An 18,943-nucleotide genomic window follows, 5' to 3' on the forward strand; every position below is an offset into this window, starting at 1 on the left:
CTTTTATGCGTTATAATTGCCCACTTTTTTATTGCCCAACCACTCACTTGACGTGTCCAGCCCAAATTACGATTTAACAACTTTTCAGGGACTTATCCTGGCCTTGCAAGATTACTGGTCTGCACAAGGCTGTATTCTATTGCAACCTTTAGACATGGAAGTCGGCGCGGGGACGTTTCACCCGGCTACCTTTTTGCGTGCAATCGGTCCAGAACCTTGGAACACCGCTTACGTGCAACCTTCCCGCCGCCCTACCGATGGGCGTTATGGCGAAAACCCCAACCGCCTGCAACATTACTACCAATATCAGGTTGCCCTAAAGCCTTCGCCCGATAACATCCAGGAGCTTTATCTTGGCTCACTGCGCCAACTGGGTTTTGACCTGTTGGAGCACGACATCCGCTTTGTTGAAGACAACTGGGAATCGCCTACATTAGGTGCCTGGGGCCTAGGCTGGGAAGTGTGGTTGAATGGTATGGAAGTCACGCAGTTCACCTATTTTCAGCAAGTCGGCGGTTTGGAATGCAGGCCTGTAACGGGCGAGATCACCTATGGCCTGGAACGGCTCGCCATGTATTTGCAGGGCGTTAAGAGCGTATTCGATTTGGTCTGGACGAAAGGTTCGTTTGGCACGGTCACTTACGGCGATGTGTTCCACCAGAACGAAGTGGAAATGTCGGCCTATAATTTCGAGCAAGCCAATGTGCCGTTCCTGTTCCAATGCTTTGACGCGTATGAGCAGGAATGCCAGAAGCTGATTGCCCTGGATCTGCCTTTGCCCGCTTACGAAATGGTGCTTAAGGCTTCCCATACCTTTAATCTGTTGGATGCGCGTCATGCGATTTCGGTAACGGAGCGGCAACGGTATATCTTAAGGGTCAGGACGTTATCAAAGGCGGTCGCCGAAGCCTATTACCAACGTCGGGAATCCTTGGGATTTCCGATGTGTGCAGGGCAGGGGGCGTAACATGGAAGCAAGACATTTGTTGTTCGAGTTGGGCTCGGAAGAATTGCCGCCCAAAACCCTTGTCAAACTAAATCAAGCCTTGTTGGATGGTGTATTACAAGGGCTGAATGATGCAGAATTGACATATTCCGGCAGCAAGGCGTATGCCACGCCGAGACGCTTGGCGGTAGTCGTCGAAAACCTGTCCACGCAGCAACCGGACAAAATTGTCGAAAAGCGCGGGCCCGCGATTCAAGCGGCCTTTACCCCAGATGGCAAGCCGAGCAAGGCGGCGGAAGGATTTGCCGCCAGTTGCGGGACGACTTTCGACCAACTCGAACGGCTCAAGACCGACAAGGGTGAATGGTTGATTTATAAGCAAACGGTGAAAGGTCAACAGACTGAGCGACTTATTCCTGAAATCATTCGTCAAAGCATAGCAAATTTGCCTATTGCTAAACGGATGCGCTGGGGCAGTTTTGCCACCGAATTCGTCAGGCCCGTACATTGGGCGGTATTGCTTTATGGTGATGTGGTCATCGATTGCGAAATTTTGGGATTGAAAACCAGCAACTTAACTTATGGGCACCGTTTTCACGCGCCACAAGCCATAACAATCGCCAGCCCTGAAATTTATGCCGATGTCTTGTTTCAACATGGCAAGGTGATTGCGGGTGTGGAGGAGCGAAAAACTATCATTCGTGAAAAGGCAAACATTGCCGCGTCGGCGGTCAATGGCATCGCTAATATCGAGGATGATTTGCTGGAAGAGATTGCCGCCTTGAATGAATGGCCTGTGCCAGTAACTGGAACATTTGATCCACGCTTTCTTGAGTTGCCCGCGGAAGTGCTGATTACAACAATGCAAACCAATCAGAAGTATTTTCCGGTAGAAAATAGCAGTGGAGCGTTATTGCCTTATTTTATTACCTTTAGCAATATTGAAAGTACTCGGCCAGAATCAATAAAAGAAGGCAACGAACGTGTAATAACCCCGCGCTTGACCGATGCTGAATTTTTCTGGAAACAAGATAAAAAACAACCATTGGCGGAAAGGGTAACTGAATTGGCCAATGTTATTTTCCAGGAAAAACTGGGAACGTTGGCGGATAAAACCGAACGTGTCGTCAGGTTGTCTGGATTTATTGCCGAAAAACTAAATGTCAATGCAGATTGGTCGATGCGCGCGGCTAAGTTGGCAAAAGCTGATTTGTTAACGAATATGGTGGGGGAATTTGGGAGTCTGCAAGGCATCATGGGGAAATATTATGCACTTGCAGATGGTGAACCCAAGGAAGTTGCGGATGCGATTGAACAACATTATTTCCCGAAACAATCGGGAAGCCCCACACCGTCCAGCCAGACCGGGCAGATTGTCGCACTGGCAGATAAGATCGATACCTTGACGGGGATTTTCAGTGCAGGTCTTATACCCACAGGCGATAAAGATCCTTATGCGTTAAGGCGAGCAGCAATTGGTTGCTTAAGGATTATCATTGAAAATGAGTTAAACCTAGACATTGATAAATTGATCAACGCTTCGATCCACATGTTCCATATTCTCCCATTAGCTGAAAATCAACAAAAATATCATAATTTAATCATTGACTTCATTTTTGAACGCTTGCGTGGATATTGTCTCGAAAAAGGCTATACGCCTGATGAGATTGATGCTGTTATGGCAGTTAATCCTGCACAACCGCTTGACTTTATGAAGAGATTACAGGCGGTGAAGGCATTTCGGCAACTGCCCGAAGCGGCGAGTTTGGCGGCAGCCAATAAGCGCATCCGCAATATCTTAAAAAAATCGGAAACGGTCGTCACCGACAATGTCGGTCAGTACCATGACTTGGCCGAAGCAGAAGAACGCGACTTATACCACGTGCTTACTCGGTCGACAGACGAAATACGAATTAATCTGGAGAAAAAAGACTATCAAGCAGTTTTGTCGCGCCTAGCTTTAACCGAACCTGCCGTTAACGCCTATTTCGATAAAGTTATGGTGATGTGTGATGATCTTAATTTACGCGCCAGACGATTAGCTTTGCTGAATTTGTTGTCGGAACAGTTTCTTAAGGTAGCCGACATCAGCAAATTGCAAGCGTAACTATTGAATGGAAACGTGCAAATACGTCCTGATTGACCGTGACGGCGTGATTAACGAGGACTCCGAGGACTTCATCAAATCGCCTGAAGAATGGCAGCCCATTGAAGGCAGCTTGGAGGCGATAGCCTTGTTAAACCAGCACGGCTATGAAGTGGCCGTGATAAGCAATCAATCCGGCCTTGCGAGAGGCTTGTTCGATGAAGCGATGCTGACAAGAATCCATGACAAAATGCACGGTTTACTTGCTGATAAGGGTGGAAAAATTGCCGCCATTTATTATTGCCCGCATGGGCCTGACAGTTTGTGCCTGTGCCGTAAACCCAAGCCTGGCTTGCTTGAGCAATTCTCACTCGAAAAAAATGTCGATTTAAAGACTGTTTTTTTTATCGGCGATTCACTTCGGGATATACAAGCCGCGCAAGCCGTTGGCGCAATGCCTATACTGGTTAAAACAGGCAAAGGCCAACTTACCCTGACCAATAACCCAAACCTTAACATTCCTGTTTTTGAAAATCTTTATGGTGTCGCCGAATTTCTCTCATCAAAACAATAGTATCCGAATTTGTCTTGGGTCTGCGCTCTTTTTGGCGGCTTCAATAATCGCTACTTTTGTTTTTGGCACGTTGGTTTTGCTTGGCATCATTTTTCCCTTTAACATCCGTTATCGAATAGGTAAAGGATGGGCGGAAACCGTACTGAAACTGGCAGAAATCTTTTGTGGCGTCCGCTATGAGGTGGAAGGGTTGGAGCATATCAACATCAACAGTGGGGCAATTGTATTAAGCAACCACCAATCAGCTTGGGAAACATTGGCTTTTAGATGCTTTTTGCCCCCCCAAACTTCATTGTTTAAGCAATCCCTGCTGTGGATACCGATCTGGGGCTGGGCAATGGCAACCTTAAAGCCAATTGCTATCGACAGGGATAGCAAACACAGCGCCTTACGTAAGTTAATCAGCCGTGGAACTGAGGCATTAAAGGAAGGTCTATGGGTTATCGTTTTTCCAGAAGGGACTCGGATGTCGGCAGATAAGCTGGGGGATTTTAGCGCGGGCGGTGCAATGCTGGCGCAAAAATCGGGTTATCCTGTGGTGCCTATCGCGCATAATGCGGGGCTTTTTTGGCCGCGTTACAGCTTTATAAAATACCCAGGGACGATTAAAGTAAAAATAGGCCCGTACGTTGAAAGTAAGGGGCGCAAAGCGGCGGACATCAATAAGGAGGCGGAAGATTGGGTGAAAAATGCAATGCAGGAGATTAACCCCTAGAAAACCTTGGCTGACTATAGGTAATGCGGTTAAGCGAAATCCATAAAACTGCGTATAATACATTCCGTTTTGTTGTAATTTAAATGTTAAGTGGTGTTATGTACATGAAAAAAAAGCTGTTAGTTCTTCTATTTCCACTATTGCTGGTGGCTTGCGCTGACAAGCAGCAATATGAGGAAGTTGTCTTAGAAGAAATGAAGAAAGAACAAGATGTTAAGGATTACAAGATAGATCCTGCTTATATGGCGAAGTGCGTCATTGATACGACCTACCAACGGATGCCTGGTTTTTTTGCCTTCGATCCTGATCGGTTGCAAGCCTACCGCAACTACTCAAAAATGCTGAAGATGTCGTTGGCCCAAGATCCCCAAAAGACGTTGGAAGAATTGCGTAAGGATTTCGGTTCGCCGCAAGAGTTGGCTAAGGCGCATTCTGTATATACCGAAAGCATAATGGATTGTTATACCGCCATATTGCACGAGAAAGACCCAGAGGATCAAGCTAAAACGCCTGGGTGACGTCCTGGGTAGGGCTTGAGGTAAGCTAACAAACCTCAAGCCCTAGCAAGGATTAACTTTCTGATTGTTCGGGGGCTTCCGCTACGGGAGCGGACGCTTCTTCGATGGCTTCTTTTTCCGCTGCCCCAGGCGATTCTTCGGTATCTACTGATTCGCTGGCTTTAGTAGCCTTTGGTTCAGCTTTCTTTTCCGTATGGTAAGGATCAAATTCGTTGGGATTTTTGGGCTTTGGTTTTTTGGCCTCTTCCTCGGCAGCCTTTGCCGCTAGGAGTTTTTCTTCTGCAATACGCCGGTCTTCCTCAAGTGAAGCCATAAAATCTTTAAACCATTTTTGCTTGACAACATTTACCAAGTCAGGATCTGCAAGAATATCGGCATCTTCCGGCAAATTGCCTTTCTCTTTCGCGGTTTTCAACGCGTCAAGGCAATTTTCATCCTCGCTACGCACACCATAAAAACAGGCTAAATTAAAAGCAGCAACGCCGGCCTGGATGCCATTTGCTTTTTCAAACTGCCTTTTCGCCATTTCATACAGTTCATCGGTGGGAGGGACGCCTCTCGCCCGCGCCAAATCCATGCAGGCGACACCGGCATCAATTGCCGCAGCGAGATAATTGGGGTCTATCGTCATGCAAAAAGAAAATTTCGCAATGGCATTCCGGTAAATATTGATGGATTCAGGCGGTTGTTTGCCCTTTGCCTGATGCAGCAAAGTGACGCCCCAATGATAAAGCGTTGCAGCACGTAAAGAATCGCCAGCCATAATATCAGCAAAATCCTGGTAGACATCTTTTAGTGAGGCATCTGCGGCGCTGTCTTCGTAAGGACGGGCTTTAGCGGCTTTCTTGATAGCAGCATCGAGTTTAGGTTTTTTTGTGAACGATGCGAGAAAAGACATGGTTGGTTACTCCTAAGTTAATTATTATCGTGTGGATGGGGTTAATAATAACCCACTTTTTAACCCAAAAATGATAACAAGTTCAACATAAAGTGAAATTGTGCCTATCAAGGATATAAATAAGGGATGTTAAGGCCTGGCATGTGCCCGTTTTTTGGGTTTATTGCCGTTTGGTTTCTGACTAACTGCCCCGCTGCGTGGGGATGTTTTCTTATTGTTGTGGCGAAAGTCTTTTTTGCCCGTGGTTTTGGCGGGCGCATTTTTCTTGGGTGCATCGATAACCTTAAGTGAAACAGGCTCGTAGCCGGTATCAGCTATCCGGGGAATTTGCCGTTTCAACAGTTTTTCGATAGCTTCCAGCAAGTACGCCTCTTCCGGGCAAACCAGGGAAATGGCTGCGCCACTGGAGCCGGCGCGTCCGGTACGTCCAATGCGGTGGATGTAGTCTTCGGCGACTTGCGGCAGATCGTAATTGACGACATGGGGCAGCTCTTCAATGTCCAAGCCACGGGCGGCAATATCGGTGGCCACCAAAGCTGTAACCTTGCCGGTTTTAAAATAATCCAGGGCCTTCGTGCGTGCACCCTGGGTTTTGTCGCCATGCAAGGAAGCGGCGCGGATGCCGTCCTTAATCAACTGCTTTTCCAGGCGGTCAGCGCCGTGTTTGGTGCGAACAAACACCAGCACCTGTTGCCAGTTATTGCTGCCAATCAGGTAAGACAGCAATTCGCGTTTGTTGTCTTTGGCAATGCCGTAAACGCATTCGGAAACCAAATCCGCCGTAATATTTTGTTTGGCCACTGCAACTTCGACAGGATTATTGAGAATTGTAGTTGCCAGCGTTTTGATTGCGCCGGGCATGGTGGCGGAAAACAGCAAACTTTGTCGGTTTTTGGGTAGATAAGCCATAATCCGGCGAATTTCCGGCAAAAACCCCATATCCAACATCCGGTCTGCCTCGTCCAACACCAGTATTTCAATAGCGGACAAGCTAATGTTTTTTTGTCCGATATGGTCCATCAATCGACCTGGCGTGGCGACCACGATATCGCAACCATGCCGTAACAGGCGGGTTTGCGTGTTAATGCTCGCACCGCCGATGATAACTTGCGTTTGCAAGGGGAAGTATTTTCCATAGATAGTCATGCTTTCTTGGACTTGCGCAGCCAGTTCTCGAGTCGGTACCAATACTAACGCGCGGATTTTTCTGGGTTTGAGCGCCAAGTCCGCATTCTCCATAAGACGTTGCAGCAACGGCAAAGAAAACCCGGCAGTTTTGCCCGTGCCAGTTTGTGCGCCTGCCAGCACATCCCTTCCTGCAAGAATGGGCGGGATTGCTTTGACCTGGATAGGTGTGGGTGATGTGTAACCTTGGTCGGCAACTGCTTTTAGCAGTGCGTCCGATAAACCGAGCGAATCAAATGACATGGAAACCTTAAAAAATTAGTAAGCTGGGTTGGTAAACCCGGCAAATGGTGGGTGTTGGGATTGTCAGCCCAGATTAAGACAAAAAAAGAGGGCCATTACCCCCCCGTAACACTCATGTGCCGCAAAATCACAGGTTGTTCATGGATCCTGAATTCGTGTTTTTCCGGCTTAATTTGCATAGAATCAATGATAGCCTGCTTTAGGATGTCCATATCACCAGGGTTAGACCTAACAATCTGCTTTAAATCGATTGAATGTTCGTTACCAAGGCACAACAGCAAACGGCCTTCGACCGTCAACCGGACACGGTTACAGCTACTGCAAAAGTTCGCGCTATGCGGTGAGATAAAGCCAACACGGGTATCGCTACCTTGCACCTTATAATAAACCGAGGGGCCGCCCGTTTTTTCGGTCGAAGCAATCAGGGAGAAATGTTCCGTCAAATCGGCCTTAATACAATCGCTGGAATAATAAGCGGCTGAGCGGTCATGTTGGCTGACCAGGCCCAGCGGCATTTCCTCAATAAAGCTGATGTCTATGCCCTGATCCACCGCAAATTGCACCAGATCAACTACTTCCTCATGGTTTTTGTCCTTCAGTATCACCGAATTAATCTTAATCCGCTCAAAGCCCGCCCCGTTTGCTGCATCAATCCCGCTCAATACCTGCTGCAAATCGCCAGTACGGGTGATTGCCTTGAATTTATGGGCATCCAATGTGTCCAGGCTGATATTAATGCGTTTAACACCCGTTTTTTTCAGCGGTAAAGCCATGCTTTCTAGCTGTGAACCATTGGTTGTCAGCACCAACTCATTCAAGCCCTTAAGTTTGCCGATATTTTCTAGCAACTCCAGCGCACCGCGCCTGACCAAAGGCTCACCGCCCGTCACCCTAATCTTTTTTACGCCTAATTCAGTAAATGCCTTTGCTATGGTGTAGATTTCTTCCAGTGACAAGACCTGGGCACGCGGCAAAAACGTCATTTCCTCAGACATGCAATACACGCAACGGAAATCACAACGATCCGTAATAGAGATACGCAAATAATTAACCTTTCTGCCGAATCGGTCGATTAATTGGGATGAGTTGCCATTAGTGGTCATGACGTTGGGGGTTCTGGGTAAAATATTGGCTTAACGATGCGGCAATTGTAACATATCGCCAACTTAAGCAAGCGAAGTTAGCCATACCAAAAACCGTTAATTAGCAGCGGCAAAACAAATTGCGGGTGATAATGTTGAAATAGGTCATTTTAAAAAATGAATGCAGTCCAAAAACTACGGTGGGAATAGGCTTGCATATAAGGTTACAAAAAATAAAAAGCCAATAAATTTCACTAAATTGCAGATATGTGATGGGTTTCACAAACACAAACATACGGACTATACTAAGATGCAAAAAAAGAGAAGTCAGATCGGGTTGAATGAATAATGCGGCTAAAGCCAATAGATTACCGAATCATGCAAGAACAGCGGTCAAAAACCCTCGGTTTTACCCTGCTGGAGCTTATGATTACAATTACCATTGCGGCTATCCTGGTCGGTATAGCAGTCCCTAACTTTATGTCAGTCATACAAAGTAACCGTTTGACCACGAGCGCGAATGCATTTGTGACGGCAATGAACCTGGCTCGAAGCGAAGCGATTAAAAGGGGTCAAATTGTGGTTGTTCGAGAAATAGGAAGCGATTGGAAAAACGGCTGGCAGGTGTTTGTCGACATTGATCGAGCCTCGCCAAGCTCAGACGCCGATACTTACCAAGCAGGTGCGAATTCTACCCTGTGTGAAAGCGGTGAGGATTGTTTGCTTAGGGAGTTTCCCGCATTGCCAACTTCTTACACCCTTGATGGTTCTGGTAACGTTAGCAACTATCTCAGCTTCATGCCTGCTGGCGATGCTAACACACAAGGCAGTTTTGTAATTTGCGACAATAGCGATAACAATAATCTTCCAGAAGCGGGCTCATCCCGGTTAATTGTTGTAAATGCAACCGGTAGGTTGAGGATTGCCGAAGATAGCGATAATCCCAAGGATGGGATACCGAACACGGGTTCTGCGGGCCCCAACCTTACTACCTGTTTACCACCTTAGGTTTAAAAAATCTTATGCATACCAAGTTTCAGCAGGGATTTACTTTAATAGAGGTATTGATAGCCATGCTAGTTTTGGCATTGGGTTTGTTAGGCTTGGCTGCCCTCCAGGCAACCACCTTAAAAAATAACCAAAACAGTTATTACCGCAGCCAGGCGACACAGTTTGCTTATGATATTGCAGATCGAATACGGGCAAACGAAGTTGAAGCGTTAAAGGGCGCCGCTAGCAAATACTTCATGGATATTAACGCAGCCCAGCAAAAGACCGGATGTAATAGTACGACAGGTTGCTCTTCCGCACTTATGGCTGAAAACGATTTATATGAATGGGAAAGTATTATCACGGGTATGTTGCCTTCTGGGGTTGGTCTTGTCTCACAAAACGGGACAAATGGTTTTCTCATCACTATCCGGTGGGATGATAACAGGGATGGCGACAATACGGATGCTAACGAATCAGTCCAAACACGCTTCCAGTTATGAGACTAAATAGCCCTAAAAGCCACAGTGGCTTTACCCTTATTGAAATCATGATCGCACTCTTAATAGGGCTGTTCATAATGGGCGGGATTATGCAGATTTTTATTAACACAAAGCAGACCTACCGGATGCAGGATAATTTGTCCCGCTTGCAAGAAAACGCCCGATACGCGCTCGAATTGTTAAACCACGATATCCGGATGACGGGTTATTTAGGTTGCGCTGGCGGCGATACTACTAAATTGTCGGTCATTGCCAATAGCCCATTGTTGGCCCCAGTTCCCCATACGGGTGATCTGGCCGTTGTTTCCGCTTCAACCATAACCGGGGGAGATGAATCGGGCGGCACATTCACTACGCCAAATCCCGCCCTGACCTCAAGTCCCTTAGCATCGGTCAGTCCAAATACCGACGCGATCACCATCCAATTTGGGGAGTCTTGTGGCGGTTATACAACAGCGGCCATGAACACCGTAAATCCCACAGCCCTTTCGGCAACCCAAACATGCGGCAGCAAAACGACGCCAGGCACTAGCATAACCGCTGGTAAGCCCTTAGTGATTTCGGATTGCGCCCATGCCGATATATTCAGGGCTGCGGCCGACAATACCCAAAATAAAGACAACGCTGGTACTGCCACAACCGCCTTAAGCAAAACTTATGCGGTGGGTTCGGAAATTTTGTTGTTCCAGTCTTATACTTATTTTATAAAACCTGGATCCAACGGCGATCCCGCGCTTTGGCGGTTTGATAACAACTATGCCTCTAGCTCTTCTAACCCTAGTGAGGTAATTGAAGGCATTCAAGACCTAGACGTTTTGTATGGTATGGATACCGACGGCGATGGCACAGCCAATTATTATGTGGCATCGACCAGCGTGCCGAATATGGCCCAAGTCGTAAGTGTAAGGATTACGTTAACGGTTCAATCGATTGACAATACCTTGGCTACGACTAGCGGTAGGTTGATCCGGAACTTTACCTCGACTATCGCCCTGCGTAACCGGATTTTTTAACGGAAGTGGCCATGACTACTCCATCTAAATTAAATAAGGAAGGATATATAAAAATTATTTTGTCCGATATGCCAAGCAGTGGCGGTAACTCAAAGGAATTGCCGCATAGCATTAAAATTGCGAGTCATCGGGCAAAACGTTATAGCCCTAAGGGGGTAAGACCCAATTTAGCCACTAACTCAGGCTTTAAGCATCAATCAGGCGTTGTGTTACTCGTTGGCTTAATCATGCTGATGCTGCTTACTATGATTGGTTTAAGCGGCTCTCAAGTCACTAGTCTAGAAGAGAAAATGGCAGGCAACATGAAAGACCGTAACCTAGCTTTTCAGGCTGCCGAAGCAGCATTAAGAGAGGGCGAAGCCAATGTCGGAACTGTGCGTTACGATTGTGCCAATGGGAGTGGTCGTTACTATACCTGCTACACGGGTACGAAGCCAGTTTGGGACAATATCGATTGGTCCGCCTCGGCTAACCCGGCAAAGACAGTCGCGTATACGGGTAACTTGGGCGTGTCTTCGGGTTTTCTGTCAGCTAATCCCCGCTACATTATAGAGTACATGGGGCCTGCCGACTGCGTGGGAAGCGCGCTTGGTGCAAACGATTGCCATAATTACCGCATTACCTCGCGCGCTACCGGGGGTACGGAAAATGCCGTAGTGATGTTGCAGTCAGTGATATTGACTAAGGCAGCACCGCCGCCGTAGCGACTTTGATATAGAAAATGTGTACCTGCTTGTGTGTTAGTTAAGCGTAGGACTTTAAAAGATTCCTAAATAGCTTTTAGCACTACTGATTGATTGATTTTAACTGTACCAATTTTTGATAAGCTGATGGGTGGTCGTCTATGAAATACCTTGTTAAGTCAAACCAACAACTATCTGCCAGATATTTGGGTCGTTGCCTACTCGCGTTAGGTTTGTTACTCATCGGTACAGCATCGGTGGCGGGAACCGTGTCCCAAGTGCCGTTGTTCCTGACCACCACCGTAAAACCTAACGTGATGCTGATGCTGGATGATTCTGGTTCGATGGCTACCACGGTTGCGCCGACACCATCGCCGTATGATCCTGCCATAACCTATAAAGATGCAGCCTATTGCGCCACCAACCCAGAGGCGAACACAAAAACGCCCGTAGTAGGCTCCCCAAAGGTCAGGTCAGGTTATCCCCAAACAACTTCAAATACCGCATCGCCTACCGTTGTTACAACCAATAGCGTTGATTCGTCCCGTACAACCAGCAGTTCGTGCAGCAAGGCAGCCAGCAGCATCAGTAAAACTACGTCTAGCACCAATAGCGCCACTACCAGCACGACCAGCACCACCAACACGGGCACAGCGATAATCAGCACCAAAACTGATAACAAAGTAGACACTACAACTTCCACTAAAGTGAGTACCGTAACCTCGGCAAGTTGGTCTGGCACCCCTAAGTCTTGTCATGTTACGAAAACTGTCACCACTACTGTCACTACGACTGTCACGACGACGATTACCGATACGGTTACGAAGACAGATTTTGTCATCTACGGCACGACAATCCCTCCCGAATTCTTTGGTAACAAGACTAAGTTAGGCACAGGAACCAAATGCTTTGATGCCACCAAGAACTACGTGACCACGCTTACTTTGCCATCGCAGGTAGACCCGACAAAGCCCGACCAAGTTGCCAATTACTTGAACTGGTTTTACATAGAACAGCTAAAACTAAAAGGGAGCGGTTCGAAAACGCGCTTGGAAGTAGCCAAGTCCGCCGCCAATACCTTGGTGGATTCCTTAACTAACGTACGGCTCGGTTTTTCGGTTTTAGCATTTGAAGAAGGCGGTATATTGCTGGAAGTGGTCGATGACTTGGGGCCGACCAAAAAAGCCAATATTAAAAGCCAGATTAATGCGCAGACTGCCCATACATGGACGCCACTGGCGGAAGTCATGTCCGATATTGGCATGTACTTTGCGACCGGGAGTAGCGATGTTATTTTGCATGCCGGCCAAAGTAACAAATCTACACAATCAGCAACTACCGTTTTTACTGGTAATTTGGCTGACGGGACCGGTTGGTCAGGGCGTACTGCAATTCCTGCATCTGAACGTACAGATCCGGTGACCCATGCAGTTAGCGATGAACCAAAATTTAGCACCAGCCCCATCCAATTCAGTTGCCAAAAAAACTTTGCGGTGGTCGTGACCGATGGGCTCCCAACTAAAGACCTAAACATATCAACTATCCTACAAGATTATGATGGCGATTGTACCCTGGCTGACGGCTCGCTCAACAGTGCGGTTTGCAGCAGCGCTGATATGAAAAATGCTTACGACTATGGCAATCTAGGGAATACTCCCAGCGATTATTTGGACGATGTCACCCAAGCCCTACACGAGATGGATTTAAGGCCAGACCTGAGAAAGCCGAAAATAGAATCTGCGGCTGCCAAAAGCAATCTAAGCACTTTCATTGTCGGCTTAGCGGATGATGCGATCAACCCTACCCTCCCAGGGGTGAACCCGCTGCCTAGGGATGCTGCTATCCAGGGCGGGGGGAGTTTTATATTTGCGGGCGATGAAGATGAATTGACAGCCAGTTTGTTGCGTACTTTCCAATCTATCGTCGATCGTACCAGCTCGTCTTCTTCCGTGGCGGCCAACTCCACGCAGTTCCAAACCGATGCCTTACTGTTTCAGGCTTTGTTTGACAGCACCAACTGGTCTGGTAACATCAAGGCCTTTAATATATTGACTGAAGATACTAACCACAACGGTATACTTGATAGCTCTCCCTTTAATGAAGATCTTAACGGTAATGGCAAGATCGACGCAGGTGCAATTGACAAAAATAATCCCCGCTGGAATGCCGATACCCGGATACCTGCCCAATCCGACCGCCGCATCTTTACGGTCGACCCAACCAAAACCGCACCTGCGGGCATTGATTTTCTATGGGGCGGCTTAAATACCGCCCAGAAAACTGTCCTGGATTCGACCAACGTTTCGAATTCCAGCAGCCCTATCCTTGATTACTTGCGTGGCGACCAAAGCAATGAGGGGACGGCATCTGGAGAATATCGAATACGCAATTCATTATTGGGGGATATCGTGAATTCCGATCCCATGTTTGTTGGTGGTGAAGACTTGGGGCATGGCAACCTGCCAGGATCCGAAGGCAGTTCTTATCCTGCATACGTGAGTGAAAAAAAGACGAAAACCCAAATGTTATATGTGGGTGCGAACGATGGCATGCTGCATGGCTTCAATGTTAACGTTGGGAAAGGATGCAAGTGTCGTCGGCCCAGATGAAGGCAAGGAAGTTTTTGCTTACGTGCCGAATGCGGTTATTTCCAAAGAGTTGGCAAGCTTAGGCGACAAAAACTACAGCCATCAATACTTTGTCGACGGCGTAACCCAATATAATGATGTGTTTTATAACGGCGGATGGCACTCGGTTTTGGTTGGCGCTACCGGTGGCGGTGCCACCACAGAGGTGGGGGGCGCGAATGGCACAGGAGGAAAAGGGGTATTTGCACTTGATGTCAGCCATGCTGATAGTTTTAGCGCTAGCGATGTGCTTTGGGAATTCACTAGCCGGAACAATTCGGATTTGGGTTATACCATACCCGTGCCCATAATCGCCCGTATGGCAAATGGGCATTGGGCGGCGATTGTGGCGAATGGTTACAATAGCGGTGGAGGAAAGGCGGCATTGTTCATTATTGATATCCAAACCGGTACGCCCATCCAAACCGGTGGGTGTGCCACCCCACCTTGCCAAGCAATAATTGCGGAGAGCGCGGGTAGTAATGGCTTATCTAGCCCAACGGCTGTCGATGTCAGTGGTGACGGGATTACCGATTATATTTACGCAGGTGACCTGAAAGGCAATATGTGGAAATTTGACGTCACCAATACTGATCCGGCAAATTGGGGTGTGGCTTACTCCTCGTCTCAGGCTTCCCCAAGCCCTATGTTCGTGGCTTTAGATGGCGCTTCTGTAAGACAGCCCATTACTTCGAAACCCGCTGTGTCCAAGGCAAAAGCGACTGATCAACATAGTGGGGTCATGGTGTATTTTGGTACAGGCAAGTATTTTGAAGATGGTGACCACGCGGTTCCATCTGATCCACAGGTTCAATCCATCTATGGAATTTGGGACAAGTGCGATAAGTCCAGTGCATCGAATTGCAATGGTGTTGTTTCGGGCCGTAGTGCACTGCAACAGCAGTCAATTATTGCAGAAACCTCAGGAACAACAACATTATCTGACGGAACAACAACGACAACGGCAGACCAAAGTGTGCGTGTCACATCAAAGTGCGAAGTTGCGTATGGTTCTACAGTGCCGACGACACTGACCACCCCATGCACGAATAGCATCAACAGGCTAGGTTGGTTTATGGACTTGGTTCAACCCCCTAATGGCACCAAACAAGCGGAACGGGTAGTGAGTACGCCGATTATTCGGAATACTGCGGTAGTTTTTGTGACCTTGATTCCCACTAATGCCACATGCGAACCCAGCGGTACAGGTTGGGTCATGGAGCTTGACTTTAATGGTGCCCGCTTTACCGGATCGCCGATTGACATCAACAATGACGGAAGGATTGATGCCCATGATTTGATCAAATTGTCAGATGGTACACTAGCGGCTGCATCAGGTCTTGGCTCCAAGGTGGGCATTATTAAAACCCCGGCGGTTGTTGGTACTGAGGTAGGGCGTGAACAGAAATATTTAAGCGGGAGCGGCAGCACCACTGGTGAAACTGAGCAGGATTTTGGCGAGACAGCACCGACAGATCCCGATGAACCAACATGTGATCCAACTAACCCTAGGGCTTGCGCAGCCTCGCATGGCCCAATTAGAAGTTCGTGGCGGCAATTGCGTTGAGCTTTGGCAAATATTAATCGGTGAATGACAATGTTTAGGATGCATAAAGGCTTTACCTTAATCGAGCTGATGGTCGCCGTGGCGATTATTGGCATATTGTCCGCCATTGCTGTCCCGAGTTATATGGATAGTGTAACGAAATCCCGAAGAAAGGACGCAGAAGGGGCTTTGGAAGGTTTTGCCAATGCCATGGAGCGGCATTTTACGGATGTTAACAATTACTGCAATGTAGGAGGTACAGGGGGGGCGAACACGTGTGGTGACACCGACACAACCAATGATACGGGGTCTCCACCTCTATCGTTTTATCCAGCAAAAAGCCCCATTGACGGAAATCAAGTTTATTACAATCTGACGATTAGTGCGGTTACACCTAGCACTTACATTTTACTCGCCACACCCACAGGTGCTCAAACCGGAAATGGGGCTCTTCAACTAGATAACACAGGAGCTCGTTTCTGGGATAAAAATAATGATGGTACCTTCGATACGACAACTGAAAAAACTTGGGAGTAAGCGATCAGTCTTTTCGGATTAAAATCATTGATACTGCTATTTGCTTTACTCCAATAAGTTACTAAATTACTGTCATCATTCCGGCATCCAAAAGCCAGGGATATAGACTTATCATCAATAGAGAGCATTGAATAACCGTTCTTGAAGGGTGATGGTAACGTATTAACCAACCAATTCATCAGCACTAAAATCATCCACGCTGATCGCCTGCAACCGTGCTTGCTCTGCCGTAATCAGTAACTGGGCTTCCGCTTGGGTGATGATATTAAGGCTCAGCGCATCATTTACCAACGTCGATAGCTCGCCTTTCGCCAACTGCTTTTGTTTTTGCGCTAGCTTTATCTTAGCTTCCACCGGAGCGGCCGCCAACACGGCCTTGAAAGCCACTTCAATCCTGCCCGTCGCATCATCAGGCTTGCTGTTGATGTAGATTCCTTGAGTTAAGCGGTCTCGTCCGGGCGAATCTGCCAACAGCAATGCAGCACATGCGTGGACTAGCTTATCGCTGGCGGGTTTGTTGGGTTTGCCAAGCGGGAAAATCACGGCATTTAGCAGGCAAGCTATGGGCCGGAACGGTAATTTGGTCAAAATATCCGCCAACGCTTGTTGGGTTCGGTAGATGCTTTCTTGGCAAGCCCAATGCAACAGCGGCAAATCTTGATTTTGTTTGCCTTGATTTTCATAGTGTTTCAGCACGCAGGAACACAGGTAAAGGTTAGCCAAGGCATCGGCGAAACGGCTTGAAAGCCGTTCTTTGCGTTTGAGTGCGCCTCCCAGGGTGAGCAGGGCATAATCGGCAAGGAAAGCGAAGCCGACACTGAGCCGTGCAACCTGACGGTAATAACGTTTGGTGTCCTTATCCCCCGGTGTTGCCAGAAAACAAGCATTGGTCAAGCCCAGCCACAAACAAGCGGCTTTATTGTGCCCCCAAAATCCAATGTGTTGGAAGAATACCTTATCGAATTGTTCCAGTTTTCCTTCAGCTATTGCCGCCATTTCCTGTTGTATGTAAGGATGGCAGCGGATTGCCCCTTGTCCGAAGATCATCATGGTGCGGGTGAGGATGTTTGCGCCTTCAACGGTGATACTGACAGGTATCACCTGATACACCCGGCCCAGGTAATTCTTCGGTCCCAGGCAAATGCCGGAACCGCCTTGGATATCCATGCCGTCGTTCACAACTCGGCGCATCCGTTCGGTCAATTCGTATTTCAGGATGGCGGAAATGACCGCCGGTTTTTCGCCTTGGTCTAAAGCGGCATTGGTGACTTGCCGAGCGGCATCGAGGATGTAGGTTTCACCCGCCATACGCGCCAACACTTCTTCAATGCCTTCAAATTCGCCGATGGGCAGGTTGAATTGTTTGCGGATACGGGCATAAGCACCCGTATTCCGGCAGGTAAATTTTGCCGCCCCTACACTTAGGGCAGGAAGTGAGATAGCCCTTCCGGTGGTTAGGCATTGCATCAACATCTTCCAGCCGTTGCCGACTTGGGCAACGCCGCCGATGATCCAGTCCATCGGGATAAACACGTCTTTGCCCCAGTTCGGGCCGTTTTGGAACGCTGAATCCAAAGGGAAATGCCGCCTTCCAATAGAAACGCCCGGCGTGTTCGTAGGGATGAGGGCGACCGTAATGCCGATATTTTCCTTTTCGCCGATCAAATGGTCAGGGTCGTAGAGTTTGAACGCAAGACCTAACACAGTGGCGACAGGTCCTAAGGTGATATAACGCTTGTCCCAGTTGAGGCGTATCCCCAATACCTTATCGTTGCCGTTAAATTTGCCGTAGCAGACAATGCCCGTATCCGGCATCGCCCCTGCATCGCTGCCTGCATGCGGCCCTGTCAAGGCGAAAGCGGGAATCTCCTCGCCGTTTGCCAAGCGCGGGAGGTAGTGGTTTTTTTGTTCCTCGGTGCCGTAATTGAGCAGCAGTTTCGCCGGCCCCAGGGAATTCGGCACCATCACGGTGACCGCTGCCGTGCTGCTGCGGCTGGAGATTTTCATGACGATTTCCGAGTGCGCGGATTCCGAAAATTCCAGCCCGCCGTATTTTTTGGGGATCATCATGCCGCAAAACTTTTGTTTTTTGATGTAATCCCAGACTTCCTTGGGTAAATCGTTACGGTTATGGGTAATGTCCCAATCGTTCAGCATCGCGCACAGCGTTTCCACGGGGCCGTCGATAAAGGCTTGCTCTTCTTTGGAGAACTTTGCTGCTGGGAGATTTTGCAAGATGTCCCAGTTGGGATTGCCGGAAAACAATTCCGCATCCCACCATGTGTTGCCTGCTTCCAGCGCTTCCCGTTCGGTTTGCGACATGGGGGGCAATGCGGATTTCATTAGCTTGAAAACCAAGCTGCTGATGAGTTTTTGCCGGATGGGGATGACGGTGATCGGGATAAAAACCAGCAGAAAGGCCACCCACAAACCTTTGCCGAACAGCGTAAGCCCTTGAGTGACAAGGTAACCTGCCAGTAAGCCGCCAACGGCAAGGGTTGTCCAGTGAATGGATGCTTTGCGGTACGACAAAATCCACAAGACGATGATAAGCGCGAGTAGCCAGAGCATGGTGGTTCTCCAGGTGGTTTACTTTAGTTTAGTGGCATTTGCAATAAAATAAAGATTTGTTTTTGCAATATTTATTTATGCCAATTCCATTGCTCTTGGGAGAAAAGACGGTTTTCGTAGCATATCAAATGGGTGCTTTATTTATCCCAGCCGAGTAGGTCAGGGTACGCGTTAGCGTTCCCTGACGCTTTTCCATAAAATCTCACATAACCGCTATCGCGGCAAT

Annotated in this window: 16 protein-coding genes; 12 read left to right on the top strand and 4 right to left on the bottom strand. The window is 48.1% G+C overall.

The window, feature by feature from the left end; all coding sequences use genetic code 11:
- Positions 1-52: 52 nt before the first annotated feature.
- The 5 genes from glyQ (at position 53) to MGMO_RS00485 (ending at position 4,839) form a co-directional block, all read left to right on the top strand.
- A complete protein-coding gene (gene glyQ, locus MGMO_RS00465; protein WP_023493034.1) occupies positions 53-967 on the top strand; it encodes a glycine--tRNA ligase subunit alpha in 915 nt (304 codons plus the stop codon).
- 1 nt (position 968) lies between these two features.
- Positions 969-3,053: a glycine--tRNA ligase subunit beta gene (glyS, locus tag MGMO_RS00470; RefSeq protein ID WP_023493035.1), complete on the top strand. Its 2,085-nt coding sequence runs from the start codon at positions 969-971 to the stop codon at positions 3,051-3,053.
- A gap of 7 nt (positions 3,054-3,060) precedes the next feature.
- Complete coding sequence (gene gmhB, locus MGMO_RS00475; protein WP_023493036.1) at positions 3,061-3,606, top strand: D-glycero-beta-D-manno-heptose 1,7-bisphosphate 7-phosphatase; 546 nt, start codon at positions 3,061-3,063, stop codon at positions 3,604-3,606.
- A 31-nt stretch (positions 3,607-3,637) separates the two neighbouring features.
- Entirely contained in the window at positions 3,638-4,321 is a 684-nt protein-coding gene (locus MGMO_RS00480) for a lysophospholipid acyltransferase family protein (protein WP_235557199.1), read from the top strand.
- 104 nt (positions 4,322-4,425) lie between these two features.
- On the top strand, positions 4,426-4,839 hold the full coding sequence (locus MGMO_RS00485; RefSeq protein WP_036306348.1) for a hypothetical protein: 414 nt from the start codon (positions 4,426-4,428) through the stop codon (positions 4,837-4,839).
- A gap of 52 nt (positions 4,840-4,891) precedes the next feature.
- Here the strand turns inward: MGMO_RS00485 and MGMO_RS00490 are convergent, their stop codons facing one another.
- The 3 genes from MGMO_RS00490 to moaA form a co-directional block, all read right to left on the bottom strand.
- Complete coding sequence (locus MGMO_RS00490; RefSeq protein WP_023493039.1) at positions 4,892-5,737, bottom strand: hypothetical protein; 846 nt, start codon at positions 5,735-5,737, stop codon at positions 4,892-4,894.
- A 129-nt stretch (positions 5,738-5,866) separates the two neighbouring features.
- Positions 5,867-7,165 carry a DEAD/DEAH box helicase gene (locus tag MGMO_RS00495; protein ID WP_023493040.1) on the bottom strand — a complete coding sequence of 433 codons (1,299 nt, stop codon included), beginning with the start codon at positions 7,163-7,165 and terminating at the stop codon, positions 5,867-5,869.
- A 95-nt stretch (positions 7,166-7,260) separates the two neighbouring features.
- Complete coding sequence (gene moaA, locus MGMO_RS00500) at positions 7,261-8,268, bottom strand: GTP 3',8-cyclase MoaA (RefSeq protein ID WP_023493041.1); 1,008 nt, start codon at positions 8,266-8,268, stop codon at positions 7,261-7,263.
- A gap of 357 nt (positions 8,269-8,625) precedes the next feature.
- Here moaA and MGMO_RS00505 point away from each other — a divergent pair, with 357 nt between their 5' ends.
- From MGMO_RS00505 to MGMO_RS00535, 7 genes are all read left to right on the top strand, one after another.
- Positions 8,626-9,255 carry a GspH/FimT family pseudopilin gene (locus MGMO_RS00505; protein WP_082458222.1) on the top strand — a complete coding sequence of 210 codons (630 nt, stop codon included), beginning with the start codon at positions 8,626-8,628 and terminating at the stop codon, positions 9,253-9,255.
- Between the two features lie 14 nt (positions 9,256-9,269).
- Complete coding sequence (pilV, locus tag MGMO_RS00510; RefSeq protein WP_023493043.1) at positions 9,270-9,740, top strand: type IV pilus modification protein PilV; 471 nt, start codon at positions 9,270-9,272, stop codon at positions 9,738-9,740.
- The gene (locus MGMO_RS00515) at positions 9,737-10,753 is read left to right on the top strand and encodes a PilW family protein (protein ID WP_023493044.1); all 1,017 of its coding nucleotides are present in this window, start codon (positions 9,737-9,739) and stop codon (positions 10,751-10,753) included. The genes pilV and MGMO_RS00515 overlap by 4 nt, the downstream gene beginning before the upstream one ends.
- A gap of 11 nt (positions 10,754-10,764) precedes the next feature.
- Positions 10,765-11,457, top strand: coding sequence for a pilus assembly PilX family protein (locus MGMO_RS00520; RefSeq protein ID WP_023493045.1), 693 nt, complete (start codon positions 10,765-10,767; stop codon positions 11,455-11,457).
- A 140-nt stretch (positions 11,458-11,597) separates the two neighbouring features.
- Positions 11,598-14,045: a pilus assembly protein gene (locus tag MGMO_RS20805; RefSeq protein WP_023493046.1), complete on the top strand. Its 2,448-nt coding sequence runs from the start codon at positions 11,598-11,600 to the stop codon at positions 14,043-14,045.
- On the top strand, positions 13,993-15,630 hold the full coding sequence (locus tag MGMO_RS00530; RefSeq protein ID WP_036306351.1) for a pilus assembly protein: 1,638 nt from the start codon (positions 13,993-13,995) through the stop codon (positions 15,628-15,630). Before MGMO_RS20805 ends, MGMO_RS00530 begins: the two co-directional genes overlap by 53 nt.
- A gap of 30 nt (positions 15,631-15,660) precedes the next feature.
- Complete coding sequence (locus MGMO_RS00535) at positions 15,661-16,146, top strand: type IV pilin protein (protein ID WP_023493048.1); 486 nt, start codon at positions 15,661-15,663, stop codon at positions 16,144-16,146.
- A gap of 162 nt (positions 16,147-16,308) precedes the next feature.
- Here MGMO_RS00535 and MGMO_RS00540 read toward each other — a convergent pair whose 3' ends face one another.
- Positions 16,309-18,717: an acyl-CoA dehydrogenase gene (locus tag MGMO_RS00540; protein WP_023493049.1), complete on the bottom strand. Its 2,409-nt coding sequence runs from the start codon at positions 18,715-18,717 to the stop codon at positions 16,309-16,311.
- Positions 18,718-18,943: the final 226 nt, after the last annotated feature.

Origin of the sequence: Methyloglobulus morosus KoM1 (assembly GCF_000496735.2) — a bacterium.
Taxonomy (GTDB): domain Bacteria; phylum Pseudomonadota; class Gammaproteobacteria; order Methylococcales; family Methylomonadaceae; genus Methyloglobulus; species Methyloglobulus morosus.

Coding starts and splice junctions, on each gene's coding strand:
- glyS (WP_023493035.1), top strand. CDS start 969: ATGGAAGCAAGACATTTGTTGTTCGAGTTGGGCTCGGAAGAATTGCCG.
- gmhB (WP_023493036.1), top strand. CDS start 3,061: ATGGAAACGTGCAAATACGTCCTGATTGACCGTGACGGCGTGATTAAC.
- MGMO_RS00485 (WP_036306348.1), top strand. CDS start 4,426: ATGAAAAAAAAGCTGTTAGTTCTTCTATTTCCACTATTGCTGGTGGCT.
- MGMO_RS00490 (WP_023493039.1), bottom strand. CDS start 5,737: ATGTCTTTTCTCGCATCGTTCACAAAAAAACCTAAACTCGATGCTGCT.
- MGMO_RS00495 (WP_023493040.1), bottom strand. CDS start 7,165: ATGTCATTTGATTCGCTCGGTTTATCGGACGCACTGCTAAAAGCAGTT.
- moaA (WP_023493041.1), bottom strand. CDS start 8,268: ATGACCACTAATGGCAACTCATCCCAATTAATCGACCGATTCGGCAGA.
- MGMO_RS00505 (WP_082458222.1), top strand. CDS start 8,626: ATGCAAGAACAGCGGTCAAAAACCCTCGGTTTTACCCTGCTGGAGCTT.
- pilV (WP_023493043.1), top strand. CDS start 9,270: ATGCATACCAAGTTTCAGCAGGGATTTACTTTAATAGAGGTATTGATA.
- MGMO_RS00515 (WP_023493044.1), top strand. CDS start 9,737: ATGAGACTAAATAGCCCTAAAAGCCACAGTGGCTTTACCCTTATTGAA.
- MGMO_RS00520 (WP_023493045.1), top strand. CDS start 10,765: ATGACTACTCCATCTAAATTAAATAAGGAAGGATATATAAAAATTATT.
- MGMO_RS20805 (WP_023493046.1), top strand. CDS start 11,598: ATGAAATACCTTGTTAAGTCAAACCAACAACTATCTGCCAGATATTTG.
- MGMO_RS00530 (WP_036306351.1), top strand. CDS start 13,993: ATGGCTTCAATGTTAACGTTGGGAAAGGATGCAAGTGTCGTCGGCCCA.
- MGMO_RS00535 (WP_023493048.1), top strand. CDS start 15,661: ATGTTTAGGATGCATAAAGGCTTTACCTTAATCGAGCTGATGGTCGCC.
- MGMO_RS00540 (WP_023493049.1), bottom strand. CDS start 18,717: ATGCTCTGGCTACTCGCGCTTATCATCGTCTTGTGGATTTTGTCGTAC.